We start from the raw sequence: 13,319 nt of genomic DNA on the forward strand, positions 1-13,319 counted from the left end.
TTGCACGATGATCGATCCCGCCCTCCTTCGTGACCACCCTGAGCTCGTCAAGCGCTCGCAGGAGTCCCGTGGCGAGCCCACGGAGAGCGTCGACGAGGCGCTCGCCGCCGACCGCGAACGACGCGCTGCGATCACCGCGTTCGAAGAGCTGCGAGCCGCTCAGAACGTGCACGGCAAGCGCGTCGCGCAGGCGCCGAAGGACGAGAAGGCCGCGCTCGTCGCCGAGGCGAAGGCTCTGAGCGATCAGGTGAAGTCGGCGCAGCATGTCGTCGCGGCCGCCGAGGAAGCGGCATCCGCGGCCCTCGGCAAGATCGAGAACGTCGTGCTCGACGGCGTTCCGGCAGGCGGCGAGGAGTCGTTCGTCACGCTCCGCACCCACGGCGAGCCGCCGACGTTCGACTTCACCCCGCGCGACCACCTCGAACTCGGCGAGCTGCTCGGCGCGATCGACATGGAGCGCGGCACCAAGGTGTCGGGCAGCCGCTTCTACTTCCTCACCGGCATCGGCGCGCGGCTCGAGATCGCACTCATGTCGCTGGCCCTCGACCGGGCTCTGCGCGCGGGCTTCACCCCGATGATCCCGCCCACCCTCGTGCGGCCCGAGGTCATGCAGGGCACGGGGTTCCTCGGCCAGCACGCCGCCGAGGTCTACCACCTCGAAGAGCAGGACCTCTATCTCGTCGGCACGAGCGAGGTGGCCCTCGCCGGCTATCACATGGGCGAGATCCTCGACTTCGCACGCGGGCCGAAGCGCTATGCCGGCTGGTCGACCTGCTATCGCAGCGAGGCGGGTTCGTACGGCAAGGACACCCGCGGCATCATCCGCGTGCACCAGTTCAACAAGCTCGAGATGTTCATCTACACGACACCGGATGCTGCCGAAGCCGAGCATGATCGCCTCGTGGAGATGCAGGAGGGCATGCTGCAGGACCTCGGACTCTCGTACCGTGTGATCGATGTGGCGGCCGGCGACCTCGGGTCCAGCGCTGCGCGCAAGTTCGACGTCGAGGCGTGGGTGCCCACGCAGGACGCCTACCGCGAGCTCACCAGTACCAGCAACTGCACCACCTACCAGGCCCGCCGGCTCGACGTGCGGTACCGGCCGGACGGCGCGAAGACGTCCTTCGTCGCGACCCTGAACGGCACGCTGGCGACCACGCGCTGGATCGTCGCGATCCTCGAGACCCACCAGCGCGCCGACGGATCGGTCACGGTGCCGGAGGTGCTGCGGCCCTACCTGGGCGGCCTCGAGGTCATGGAGCCGACCGGATGACCGACGACGCGAACACCGCGAGCCCCGAGCCCGTCGACGCGATGACCCACCGCCCGCACCTGCCCGAGACCGGCTCGGTGGAGGTCGTGGCGCCGTCCGAGGCTGCCGAACTCGTCGAGGAGATCGCCGCGGATGCTGCGGACCCGACGACTCCGACCGACCCGCTGCTGATCGTGCTCGACATCGACGGCACGATCCTGCTCGAAGACGAGTCGCTGAGCCCCGGGGTCCTGCAGGCGGTCGAGGACGCCCACACCGCCGGTCACGAGGTCATGCTCGCGACGGGGCGCAGCTGGAGCGGCACCCGCGGCATCCAGCGCCTGCTCGAGATCGAGCCGGAGTATCTGGTGTGCTCCAACGGCGCCGTGATCATGCGCCGGCTCGACGAGCCCGACGCCGACGGCGAGCAGTACGAGCGGTTCCACACCGAGACCTTCGACCCCACGGCGGTGCTGACGCTCCTGGGCGAGCATCTTCCGGACGCGCGTTACATGGTCGAGCTCGAGAACGGCGACCGGCTCTACACCGAATACCTCGAGGACTGGAACATGAGCGACGCGAAGCGGGTGACGTTCGACGAACTGTCGCATGCACCGGTGAGTCGTGTCGTGGTGGTCTCGCCCGATCAGGATGAGCACGACTTCATGAAGCTCGTCGAGGACATCGGATTGAACCAGGTCTCCTACGCGATCGGGTGGACCGCATGGCTCGACATCGCCCCGATGGGAGTCGACAAGTCGTCGGCTCTGGAGCTCGTGCGGGGCTGGCTCGGCGTCGACCCGGCGCACGTGCTGGTGATCGGCGACGGGCGCAACGACGTGGGCATGTTCCGGTGGGCGCGCGAGAACGGCGGTCGTGCGGTGGCGATGGCGCAGGGTCCGCAGGAGGTGCGCGATGCCGCCGGCGAGCAGACCTCGTCGGTGCAGGACGGTGGCGTCGCCGCCGTGCTGAAGGCCCTCTGAGGACCCGGATCCGGTGCACGTCGCGGGAGAAGCGCCGATGAGACCGGGGAATCTCCCGGTGCGTCGTTCAGCACCTCCCCAGCCACGATGGGGACAATGGCGGGATAGGGCCGTCGACTAGACTCGGGCACTGTTCGGTGAATGCCTCGGCATTGATCGGGAGGGTTGTCCGAGCGGCCGATGGACCTGGTCTTGAAAACCAGTGGGCAGCAATGTCCCGTGGGTTCGAATCCCACACCCTCCGCAGTGGAACCAGGGTGTGCCGAGCGCACCCTGGTTCAGCCCCGAGAGGACCCGAGTGAGTCAGTCGACCAAGCCCGGCACACGTGGCCGCCGCACCGTCGCACGTCACGGCGCCCTGAAGTCGCCGCATCCGTTCAGCCAGCTGATGAAGATCGTGGGCGTTATGCTCGCCGTCGTGCTGGTGTCGGGTGCGGGCGTCGCCGCGTACGCGGCCTACGACCTGACCGCGAGCTTCACCGATGACGCCGTGGCCCTCGAGGGCCAGAGTCCTGTGCCCCCCGACATCGGAGCCATCGAGGGCGGCATCGACGTGCTGCTCACCGGCACCGACGAATGCCTGCCCGAGTTCGCCGCGTACTTCGGCGACCGATGCACGGGCGCCGACGCCGGCGGGGAGCTGAACGACGTCAACCTGCTGATGCACATCTCGGACAACCCCCGTCGCGTCACGGTGATCTCGTTCCCCCGCGACCTCATGATGCCGATCCCCGCGTGCACGGAGGAGGACGGCACGGAGCACGCCGCGATGACGAAGCAGCAGCTCAACTCCGCCTACTCGTACGGCGGGCTGTCCTGCGTCGCGAAGACCATCTCGCAGCTCACCGACATCAACATCCCCTTCGCCGCGAAGGTCAACTTCGGCGGCGTCATCAATATCACCGACGCGATCGGCGGTGTCAGCGTCTGCATCGGCAACGGCGGCATCCGCGACAGCTACACCGGCATCGACTGGCCGGCCGGCGAACGCACCGTGCAGGGCCTCGAGGCGCTGCAGTTCCTGCGCACGCGCCACGGCCTCGAGAACGGCAGCGACCTCGCGCGCATCAGCAACCAGCAGCAGTACATGTCGCAGCTGGCCCACAAGCTGGTCAGTGACGAGGTGCTGTCGAACCCCGCGACCCTGTACAAGCTCGCTACGACGGCGGTCGACAACATCACCCCGAGCAAGAGCCTGACCAACCCGCTCACGCTCGTGCAGATCGCTCTGGCCGTGAAGAGCGTCCCCTTCGAAGACATCGTGTTCGTGCAGTACCCGGTCCAGACCGACCCGTACGACGCGAACCGCGTCGTACCCAACTACGACTCGGCGCAGGTGCTGTTGGACGCTCTCGCGGCCAATCAGCCGCTGCAGCTCACCAGCGACGTCGACGCGGGCGGCGGCTCGATCGTCGTGAGCCCGGAGCCCACGACCGAGCCGGTCACGCCCGACCCCGCCGCCACGACGGATCCGGGCGCCACGCCCGCGCCGACCGAGACCGCAGCGGTGCTGCCGAGCGACGTGCCCGGACAGAACGCCGCGACGCAGACCTGCTCGGCGGGCAACCTCCGCGAATGACGGTCGGGAGGAGGAGGGACGGATGCCGCGGCATCCGTCCCTCCTCCTCCCGAGCGGCGCCGGCGTTCGTCTGAGCGGACCGCAGCGGTTATGATTGCTGAGCGCAGGTGCGCGCTTTCGAGCGTCGCCTGACTGGAGACGTCGCATAGTTCGGCCTAGTGCACCACCCTGCTAAGGTGGAGACCCCTCAAGGGGTCCGAGGGTTCAAATCCCTCCGTCTCCGCACTGAGAATGCCCGGTCAGACGGCTTTTCGTGACGGCCCTCATGTGCCTTCATGATCGGTGTCGTGCGGCGCCCGTGGTCCGGACGCATCGAGCCCCCGAACTGCGCGCGAGCCTCGTCCCGATCCATTCGCCGATACTCCCGCACGGGAATGCGCGCCATTGCTCGTCGTGGGGTGGCGCAGTCCGTAACGTGGAGGTATGGCGCGCAACGACCTCCGACCGGAAGATCTGTACACCGGTCCGATCGACCTCCCTCGCACGGATACGACCGACGGGGAGAACGACTCAGAGAAGAACGAGATCACCTACGACGAGCAGCGCTATCCCGCGCGGCCGAGGCGGCTGCGGCCGCGTGACCACTTCCGCGGGGGGAGCGTCCGCCGCATCACGACCGATCCGCGCACGGCCAACGGCACCAACCCGTCGTACGTCGAGTGGCTCGTGCGGCAGTCGATGCTGAAAGACGCGGACGTCCTCGCCCGGCAGCTCTCCGGGCAGCCGGCGATGTGGCGCAATCCCTACGCGCGTCCCGACGCGCGACGCGCGATCGCCACCAGCGATGTGTGGTTCACGGCCTATCCGATCTCGTTCATCACGCGGCCGGGGCAGTCGTTCCTCTCGGCGCTCGGCGACGACCAGCTGTGGTCGGCGTTCGAGCGCGTCGGGATCACCGCGATACACACCGGCCCGGTGAAGCGCGCGGGCGGGATCGCCGGGTGGCTCGAGACCCCCAGCGTCGACGGGCACTTCGACCGCATCAGCACGTCGATCGATCCTGCGTTCGGCACCGAGGACGAGTTCCGCGCGCTGTGCGACGTCGCAGAGTCGCACGGCGGCAGCGTCATCGACGACATCGTGCCCGGGCACACCGGCAAGGGCGCCGATTTCCGCCTCGCGGAGATGGGCTTCAAGGACTATCCCGGGATCTACCACATGATCGAGATCCCGCCCGAGGACTGGTCGCGGCTGCCCGACGTGCCCGAGGGGGTCGACAGCGTCAACCTCGACCCGGCGACCGAGCACGAGCTCGCCGAACGCGGGTACATCATCGGCGCACTCCAGCGCGTCATCTTCTACACGCCGGGCGTGAAGGAGACGAACTGGAGCGCGACGGCCCCCGCCATCGGACCCGACGGGATCACCCGTCGGTGGGTCTATCTGCACTACTTCAAGCAGGGTCAGCCGTCGATCAACTGGCTCGACCCGACGTTCGCGGGTATGCGCCTCGTGATCGGCGATGCCCTGCACTCCCTCGGGGAGCTCGGCACGAGCGCACTGCGCCTCGACGCCAACGGATTCCTGGGCGTGGAGAAGAGCGCCGAGGGTCTGCCCGCATGGTCGGAGGGGCATCCGCTCTCCCACGCGGCGAACCACATCATCGCCGGGATGGTCCGCAAGGTCGGTGGCTTCACCTTCCAGGAGCTCAACCTCACGATCGAGGACATCCGCGACACGGGGGCCGTCGGCGCCGATCTGTCGTACGACTTCATCGGGCGCCCGGGCTACCATCACGCGCTCGCGACGGGGCAGACCGAATTCCTGCGGCTGGCGCTCACCACCTCGCTCGAGCTCGGCGTCGCACCCGTGCAGCTCGTGCACGGGCTGCAGAACCACGACGAGCTCACCTACGAGCTCGTGCACTGGGCGACGCGTCACGGCGAGGACCTGTTCCGCTTCCGCGGGCGGGAGATCACGGGCGGACAGCTCGCCGAGGAGGTGCGGGCCGACCTCACCGAGAGCCTCACCGGTTCGGCCGACTTCAACCGCGTCTTCACGCAGAACGGCATCGCCTGCACGACGACATCACTCATCGCGGCCACGCGCGGCGCCTCGCGACTCGACGAGATCACCGACGCCGACGTGCCGGCCATCCGTGATGCGCATCTTCTCCTCTGCGCCTACAACGCGTGGCAGCCGGGTGTCTTCGCGCTCTCCGGGTGGGACCTGACGGGCATGCTCACCGTCCCCTCCCGCGAGGTCGCGGACCTCCTCTCGGCCGGTGACACGCGGTGGATCGAGCGCGGCGCGCATGATCTGCTCGACGTCGATCCGGGAGCCACGCGCTCGGCGGCCGGCATGCCGCGCGGGCGGGCGCTGTACGGTCCGCTTCCCGCGCAACTCGACGACCCGACTTCGTTCGCCTCGAAGCTGGCCGGTGTGCTCGACCTCCGGCGGGAGTACGGCATCGCGACGGCCACGCAGGTCGACATCCCCGAAGTCGCACACGCGGGGATGCTGGTACTCGTGCACCGTCTCGACAACGGCGACGCCGCAGCCGATGCGCAGATGCAGGTGACGGTCCTCAACTTCTCCGCCGAGGCGATCGAGGGCACGGTGCGCTCCGAACAGCTCGTGCCGCAGAGCGATGTGATGGATGCCGCGTCCGGCGACATCGTCGGACGCGTCGACGATCTGCAGAGCTTCGCCGTCTCGCTTCCCGCCTACGGGGCGAAGTTCCTCGTGCTGAAGCCGCTGGAGAGCGCGGAGGCCGGCGCCGAGTGACTCAGGCGAGCGCGGCGTCGATGCCCGCGAGCGGTACCGCGAGCCAGTCGGGACGGTTGCGCGCCTCGTAGATCGCCTCGTAGACGGCCTTGTCGAGGACGAGTGCGCGCAGGAGCACGGGATCGAGGTCGATCGATCCGGCCGCGTGGCTGTACGCATCCAAGAAGGCGGTCCGGCAGGCCGTCGCCCAGTCGTCGGCGCCGGGCCCGCCCGCGACTGCGGCCGCGTAGTCGAACGAGCGCAACATGCCTGCGACGTCGCGGAGCGGGAGGTCGGGGATCGCGCGCTCCTCCATTGGCCGGAGGGGCTCGCCCTCGAAGTCCACGATGCGCCATCCGCCGTCCGGGACGGCGAGCACCTGCCCGAGATGGAGATCTCCGTGGATGCGCTGCAGCAGCGGCCACGGGCGCTCGAGTGCCTCGCGGTAGAGCTCGTCGATCGCCGACAGACGGTCGGCGACGGCGGGCACTTCGGCGGCGGCGATGCGGAGACGACGTCGCCAGGCCGCACCTGTGAGGGTCACGTCCTCCGGGGTGGCCACCGTCGTATCGAGAGCTGTCGCGAGAGCGTCGTGCACCAGGGCGACCGCGGTGCCGAGGTCGCGGGCGGCACCCGTGAAGTCGGAGTCCGCGCGGGCTGCCTCGAGCGCGATCGACCACCCGTCGCGCACACCGGGAAGGAACTCCTGCGCGAAACCGAGAGTGCCCCGCGCGACACCGGACTCGCGCCCGACATCCGGCCATTCGGCGTCGACGCTGCCGAAGAACCGTGGCACGAACGGCGACCCGGCCTCGCTGAGCGCCCGCTGAACCGTGACGTCGGGATTCTCGCCGTGATGAAGTGTCCGGAAGAGCTTGAAGATGATCGTCGGCAGGCCGTCCTCGTCGAACACGATGGAGGTGTTGGACTGCTCGCCCGTGAGCACCCGCGCGCCCGTCACCCGGCTCACGACCACCCCGGTCTCGGCGAGCATCCCGATGGCGAAGTCCGCCTGCCGGGCAGCGTCGACGAGGTAGCCGTCCCCATCGGGGCCGATCACCTCATCCGTGGGCGCCGGCGTCGCGACGCGCGCGAGGGGCACGTTGTAGAGAGCGGGAGAAGAGCCGGCATCGTCCATGAGCAGATATCGCGTGGCCGAGGGAGCAGGTTGAACGTCGAGGATCCGGAAATCCGGTTCGTGGCTCTTGCCCGCGTACCACCGCTGCTGCGCCACCCAGGCGCTGAGATCATCCGTCTGCTGCACGCTCCACCATGACACGGTTGCCGCCGCAGAAGAAAGGGGTTGACGGGCGTTCAGCCGTGCAGGGTCGGGGAGCCGCCATGGTGACGGCTTTCCGCGATCGCGTCGATCACCTCGGCGAGTGCGTCCGTGGCCGAGATCGCGGGGTCCCACCCGAGCACCTGCCGCGCGCGGTCCGTCGACATCACCGGCACCTGGGTGGCGATGTCGATCCACCCCGCGTCGGTGCGCTGCAGCCGCAGCCGCCAGCTGAGTTCCACGAGGAGACGGACCACACGGCCGCGCATCGGCACCCAGCGCCCCGCCCCGATCGTGTGCGCCACGGTCGGGGGGTCCAGGACGGGTTCGCCGGCGATGTTGAACGCTCCACCGGCCCGGCGGTCGACGATGCGCCAGATGGCATCGGCGAGGTCATCGGCGTGGACGCCCTGGAAGATCGCCTGACTCGGGAACGGCAGGACGGGCGGTCGCCACGTGCGGAGAACGCCCACCGGTATCCAGCGTCTGAGGAAGAGGCGCGCGAGCTCCGCGCCTGCTGCCGCCTGGAACACGAGACCCGGGCGCACCCTGGTGAGGATCGCCTCCGGGTGGCGACGCTCGAACTCGTCCATGGCACGTTCGTTGGCCGCCTTGTGCCGCGAATAGTGCGAGGTGGGGATGCCGCCCGTGGGCCACGACTCGTCGACCCTGCGGCGCTTCGGCCCGAAGCTGTACGCGCCCACCGACGACGCGACGACGACGTGGGGGACCCCCACTGCCGACGCCGCGGCGAGCATGCGGGCCGTGCCACCGACGTTCGTCGCCCGCATCGCACCCTCATCGTGGTTCGGCTGCAGCGCCCACGCGAGGTGGATGACCGCGTCGGCGCCGTCGAACACCGACCGCAGTCGTGCCACGGCATCGGCCCGGGAGACGTCGATGCCGTGCCACCGCACTCCCGCGTACGGCGGTGAGGCCGTGTCGGGTTCACGGCGGGCGACGCCGACGATCTCGGTCACCCTGTCGGCAGCGTGCAGGCGTCGCAGCACCGCCGTGCCGACATTGCCCGTCGCCCCCACCACCACGACCTTCATGCGTGGCCGCCCGCGGCTTTCACCGGAGCGAGGCGTGCGGGGATGGTGGGATGTCGATCAGTGCTCATGTCTCACCGTAGATCGATGGGATGACCGTGCGGGCCGATTCCGGCCCCCACGGCGCCCAGCCCTGATCCAGGGCGATGACTCAGCGCGGCGTCCGTCTCCGGCGAGCCGAGAACGCGAGAGCGCCCAGGACGATCAGCGCTCCGCCGCCCCAGAGCCACGGTGCCGCATCGAATGCGAGCCCCGTCCGTGCGAGACGTCCGTCGGCATCGCGCTCGCCGGCGGGCGAACCGACGACGACACCCGGAGTCGGACTCGGGCCGGGTGCGGGTGATTCGACCACCGGTGCAGCGGAGACGACCAGGGTCGCGGCATCCGTGTAGGCCCCTCCTGATCCGTTGTCGAAGAAGGCCCGGAACTGCGCGCCGTCATCGGCGGCCACCGTGCGGAACGCGAACGTCGAGCCCGTCGCTCCGACCACCGGCGTCCACACTCCGTCGACGAGCCGCTGCCACTCCGCCGTCGGCACGGGATCTCCCGAGGCGGTGGCGCTGAAGACCGCGGAGTCTCCGATCGTCACGGCGGCGTCCCGCGGGTGAGACGTGATGCGCACGACGCTGCCGGCGTCGGCGCGCGCGCCGGCACCCTGATCGGCCACGAACGACGCGACCCACGACAGGGCCGAGTTCCAGTTGACGGTGATCTCGTTCGTCGACCACGACTGGATGTCATCGAGATAGCACAACTGCGGCGCGCACATCCGGGCGGGCGTATAGGTGCTGCTGATCACCGGATCCCACGTGCCGGTATCGGAGTTGGGCCCGCCGGCGACCGATCCGCGCGGCGGGTTCGGAAGGGACGGCTCGATGGAATCCGCGAACCACCGGCTGTGCTGGTTCTCGGAGAACGCGTCGCCGTAGCCCGTGATGTACGAGTGATTCAGTGCGTTCCGTCCCAGCAGGTAGTCCATCGCCTCGACGACGGCGTCGGCGTAGCGATGATCGCTCGTGAGGTCGAACGCCGTCGCCAGCACGACCTGATTGTTGAGCACCATGCTGTTCGAACCCCACTGGTAGCCACCGTCGAGGCCGGGATAGGTCGTCCCGAACGGCTGGGCCTGCTGCCATGCGAGATACCGGTCCGCCCCGGCGATCACCGAGTCGCGCACCTGCTCCCGTCCGGGGAGGTCGGATTCCACGGTCGCGAGATCGAGGCGCGCCAAGGCGGCCGTGTGGCCCCAGTCGAAGCCGTCCGCACCCCAGATGTCGGCCGTGTGGAACGGGCTGGAGAGCACGCGATCCTCGAACGGCTGCTCTCCCGTGGTCAGGAAGAGCTCAGCGGCGGCCCAGTAGAACTCGTCGCCGACCTCGTCGTCGTCGTAGGGACCGCTTCCGGGGCTCGGGTCGGCGTTGGGCGCGGGAGCGAAGACGGCCGGATCGGCGACGGCGGCCGCCCACGCGACGCGTGCGGCGGCCAGCAGGCTCGTTGCGAACTCGGCGTCGTACGGCGCCCACAGGCGCGAGCCCTGCGCGGCGACCGCCGCGAAGTTCAGCGTCGCTGCGGTCGACGGCCGGTGCAGGTACCGGGCTTGTGGGTCGTCGGAGGGCAGCAGGGGGAGTCCGGTCCAATCGACGTCGGCGATCTTGTGATGGACCATGCCCGCGAACTGCGCACCGGCCGGAACCTGCATGCTCGCCATCCACTCGAGCTCCCAGCGAGCCTCATCGAGGACGTCGGGAACGCCGTTCGCACTCTCGGGCACGTTCAGCGTGCCGTCTGCGAGAGCCGACGCGGTGCCCGTGGGGCTGTAGCGGGTGCGTTCGTATGTGCTGAGCAGCTGCGACACGGCGATACCGCCGTTGACGACGTACTTGCCGTGGTCGCCGGCGTCATACCAGCCGCCGACGACGTCGAGCGTGTAGTCGCACGACCAGTCGCCGTACATCCAGTACTCGCCTTCGGTCGCGGGTGACAGGCACGGTACGTCGAGGTCACCCTTGTTGGCGCTGTCGCCGACCAGGGAGCTGTCCGGGTCATCGACATGGCCCGCGTCGCGGGTGAATTCGGCGGCATCGGGCTGGCCGTCCATGATCGATCCGTCGATCGCGATGCCGCTGCGCACGGGGTAGAAGTAGTTGAGCGCGTCCACGCGCAGCTGCTGGTAGATCTCGGCGCCGATCGTGAACTCGTAGCTCGTCTCCCCGTCCGAGGTCAGGGTGTAGGTGCCGGGGGTCGTGACCTCGCTGAAGTCGATCACCTGCACGTTCAGACCCGCTGTCGGATCGACGCCCGCGGGAACGGTCTCGCCCGTTGCGATGCTCACGCCCCCGCGGGACAGGTCCCAGCCGACGGCCGCCGTCGCGTCGGTCACGAGCGTGGCGCGCTTGGGAGCGTCCGGCAGGTAGCCGACCTGGTTGACGCGCACGCGGGAGCCGGTGTCGGGCGTGTACGCCTCCTCTTCGGTGCCGCCGAGCAGCGACACGTCGTCGAGGCACAGCGTCCACGGATCGGGCGAGCCTCCGACCTGGAACGCGACCTGGCCGCTGGGCGGAGTCTCCGAGCCGTCTGCGCCCCCGTCGAAGCCGCTCGCGGCGGTGAAGGTGTACTCGTAGCGGGTGAGGTCGGGGGTGAGGGTCGGATTCTGCTCCAGGAGCACCTGGTAGGGCGCGTCGTCGTCGCCGATGATCGCGCGGATCGGTCGTCCGGACGATGAGCTCGCGTCGAACGACATCGTGTACGTCGTGCCCGCATCGATGACGATGCCGTTGACGCCGATGATCTGATCCCACCGGTTCGTGGATCCGCCCGGCAGGTCGACGCACAGTGTTCCGGCGGTGATCGTGGGGGTGCCGGCGGTGGCGAAGAACGGGTCGAGCGTGCCGTCGGCGAAGTCACCGCCCGGTACCTGCTCGATCGGGGCCGCGGCGGCGGGCTCGGCGACTGCGACGAGCGAGGTCGCGAGGAGGCTCGCGCCGAGGGCTGCGGCCAGACGAGTGAAGCGAGAGGGTGCTGAGACCACGGTGTCTCCGATGGATCCGGGGGAAGCGAACGCAAGTGGGAGCGCTCTCATAGGAAGTTCCCAGGGTAGTCGGACGTGCCGGCGACTGTCTAGGAGCTCGCGCGAAAGAACCGGACGGGCTCCGTCGGGTCGGAATAATCCGTGTGGCGAGCGGTTATACCTGACATGTCAGCAAAAATGTCTCCGGAGGCACTGCGCGTCTGGCAGCGCCTGCAGACCGTGACCGAGGTGCTCCGCCGCGAAGTGGGACGGGGGCTGCAGGCCGACGCCGGCCTGTCTGACTCTGAGTTCGCCGTTCTCGCGCACCTCGTCGAGCTCGGAGGATCCGCACGTCCCTCGGAGTGCGCGCGGGCGATGGGCTGGGAATCCAGCAGACTCGCGCACCAACTCGGACGGCTGGAGCGCAACGGGCTGATCCTCCGGGTGGCGGAGGCCGGCGCTGACGGTCGCGCGTCGACGGTGACCATGACGGATGCCGGACTCGCCGCGCACCGGCAGGCGGTCGGACCGCACCTGCGAGCGGCCCGGCTCTGGTTCGCGGACGCGCTCGACGAGGCGCAGCTTGCCGCCCTCGATGATGTGCTGGCAGCGCTGGAAGACCATGCGCGTGCAACGGAGAGAACCGGCTCGGCGGGTTCGCAGAAGGAGAGGCAGACGAAGTGACGGAACGCACGCAGTTCGCATGGGAGGGCGCTCGACCCGATCTGACCGGGAAGGTCGTCGTGGTCATCGGCGGCTCCGGGGGAGTGGGCGAAGGGGTGGTCCGCACTCTCGTGACCGACGGCGCGACGGTCGTGGCGACCGGCCGAGACCTGTCGCGACTGGCGGACCTCGTGGCGAACATCTCGACCGTGGGGGGCGGTGGACGGCTGGTCACCGAGGTGCTCGACGCCGCCGGCGACGGCCTGGACGATGAAGCGGCCCGTCTGGCCGAGCGCTACGGACCCTTCGACGGCGTCGTCATCAGCGTCGCGTCGTGGGGCGAGCAGGGCCGCAAGCCCGCACTCTCACTGACGGATGCCGAGTGGGACGACCTCATCGCCGGCAATCTGACGAGCGTGTTCCGGCTGCTCCGCGCCTTCGTCCCACACACGAAGAAGTCCGGCATCGTGCTGCAGCTGAATGGCATGAGCGCTGACCTCGCGTTCCCGGGCGGAGCCGGCATCGCGCTGAGCGCCGCCGCCACGAAGTCGTTGACGCGGACGATCGCCGCCGAGCTCGGCAGCCGTGGGCCGCGGGTCTATCAGGTGGTGCTCGGCGTGGTCCGCACGCGCGCACGCCGGGCGGCGGGGATCGACGACCTCGGCTGGCTCGACGGCGAGGAGATCGGCGCACACATTGCCGGCCTCGTCGCGGCGACGAGTCCCCTGGTCGGCATCGCCCTGCAGTACCACGTCGAGAAGGCGACCGGACCGGTCGCCGGATCGGTCAGGTTCTGAC

General features: G+C 69.4%; 9 protein-coding genes and 2 tRNA genes. 8 read left to right on the top strand and 3 right to left on the bottom strand.

Annotation, left to right across the window (positions count from 1 at the left end; all coding sequences use genetic code 11):
* Positions 1–7: 7 nt before the first annotated feature.
* The 6 genes from serS (at position 8) to treS (ending at position 6,541) form a co-directional block, all read left to right on the top strand.
* Positions 8–1,273: a serine--tRNA ligase gene (gene serS, locus ACFM35_RS15200; RefSeq protein ID WP_378843552.1), complete on the top strand. Its 1,266-nt coding sequence runs from the start codon at positions 8–10 to the stop codon at positions 1,271–1,273.
* Positions 1,274–1,314: 41 nt separating this feature from the next.
* A complete protein-coding gene (locus tag ACFM35_RS15205) occupies positions 1,315–2,235 on the top strand; it encodes an HAD family hydrolase (RefSeq protein ID WP_378843634.1) in 921 nt (306 codons plus the stop codon).
* 159 nt (positions 2,236–2,394) lie between these two features.
* Positions 2,395–2,479, top strand: a tRNA-Ser gene (locus ACFM35_RS15210).
* Positions 2,480–2,533: 54 nt separating this feature from the next.
* Positions 2,534–3,814 (top strand): LCP family protein, encoded by a 1,281-nt coding sequence (locus ACFM35_RS15215; RefSeq protein WP_378843554.1) that lies wholly within the window; start codon positions 2,534–2,536, stop codon positions 3,812–3,814.
* A gap of 134 nt (positions 3,815–3,948) precedes the next feature.
* Positions 3,949–4,037 (top strand) — tRNA-Ser (locus ACFM35_RS15220).
* Positions 4,038–4,237: 200 nt separating this feature from the next.
* Entirely contained in the window at positions 4,238–6,541 is a 2,304-nt protein-coding gene (gene treS, locus ACFM35_RS15225) for a maltose alpha-D-glucosyltransferase (RefSeq protein ID WP_378843556.1), read from the top strand.
* Position 6,542: 1 nt separating this feature from the next.
* On the opposite strand, the gene ACFM35_RS15230 is transcribed toward treS, so the two are convergent.
* The 3 genes from ACFM35_RS15230 to ACFM35_RS15240 form a co-directional block, all read right to left on the bottom strand.
* Positions 6,543–7,799, bottom strand: a complete 1,257-nt coding sequence (locus ACFM35_RS15230) for a maltokinase N-terminal cap-like domain-containing protein (protein ID WP_378843558.1) — start codon at positions 7,797–7,799, stop codon at positions 6,543–6,545.
* A gap of 35 nt (positions 7,800–7,834) precedes the next feature.
* The gene (locus ACFM35_RS15235; RefSeq protein ID WP_378843560.1) at positions 7,835–8,854 is read right to left on the bottom strand and encodes an NAD-dependent epimerase/dehydratase family protein; all 1,020 of its coding nucleotides are present in this window, start codon (positions 8,852–8,854) and stop codon (positions 7,835–7,837) included.
* 148 nt (positions 8,855–9,002) lie between these two features.
* Positions 9,003–11,879 carry a glycoside hydrolase family 9 protein gene (locus ACFM35_RS15240; protein ID WP_378843562.1) on the bottom strand — a complete coding sequence of 959 codons (2,877 nt, stop codon included), beginning with the start codon at positions 11,877–11,879 and terminating at the stop codon, positions 9,003–9,005.
* Between the two features lie 177 nt (positions 11,880–12,056).
* Between ACFM35_RS15240 and ACFM35_RS15245 the strand changes: the two genes are divergently transcribed.
* Both ACFM35_RS15245 and ACFM35_RS15250 read left to right on the top strand, forming a co-directional pair.
* Positions 12,057–12,542, top strand: a complete 486-nt coding sequence (locus ACFM35_RS15245) for a MarR family winged helix-turn-helix transcriptional regulator (protein WP_378843564.1) — start codon at positions 12,057–12,059, stop codon at positions 12,540–12,542.
* A complete protein-coding gene (locus ACFM35_RS15250) occupies positions 12,539–13,318 on the top strand; it encodes an SDR family oxidoreductase (RefSeq protein WP_378843566.1) in 780 nt (259 codons plus the stop codon). The genes ACFM35_RS15245 and ACFM35_RS15250 overlap by 4 nt, the downstream gene beginning before the upstream one ends.
* The last annotated feature ends 1 nt before the right edge of the window (position 13,319 follow it).

It is taken from the genome of Microbacterium songi, from assembly GCF_042747925.1.
In the GTDB taxonomy this organism is placed as follows: domain Bacteria; phylum Actinomycetota; class Actinomycetes; order Actinomycetales; family Microbacteriaceae; genus Microbacterium.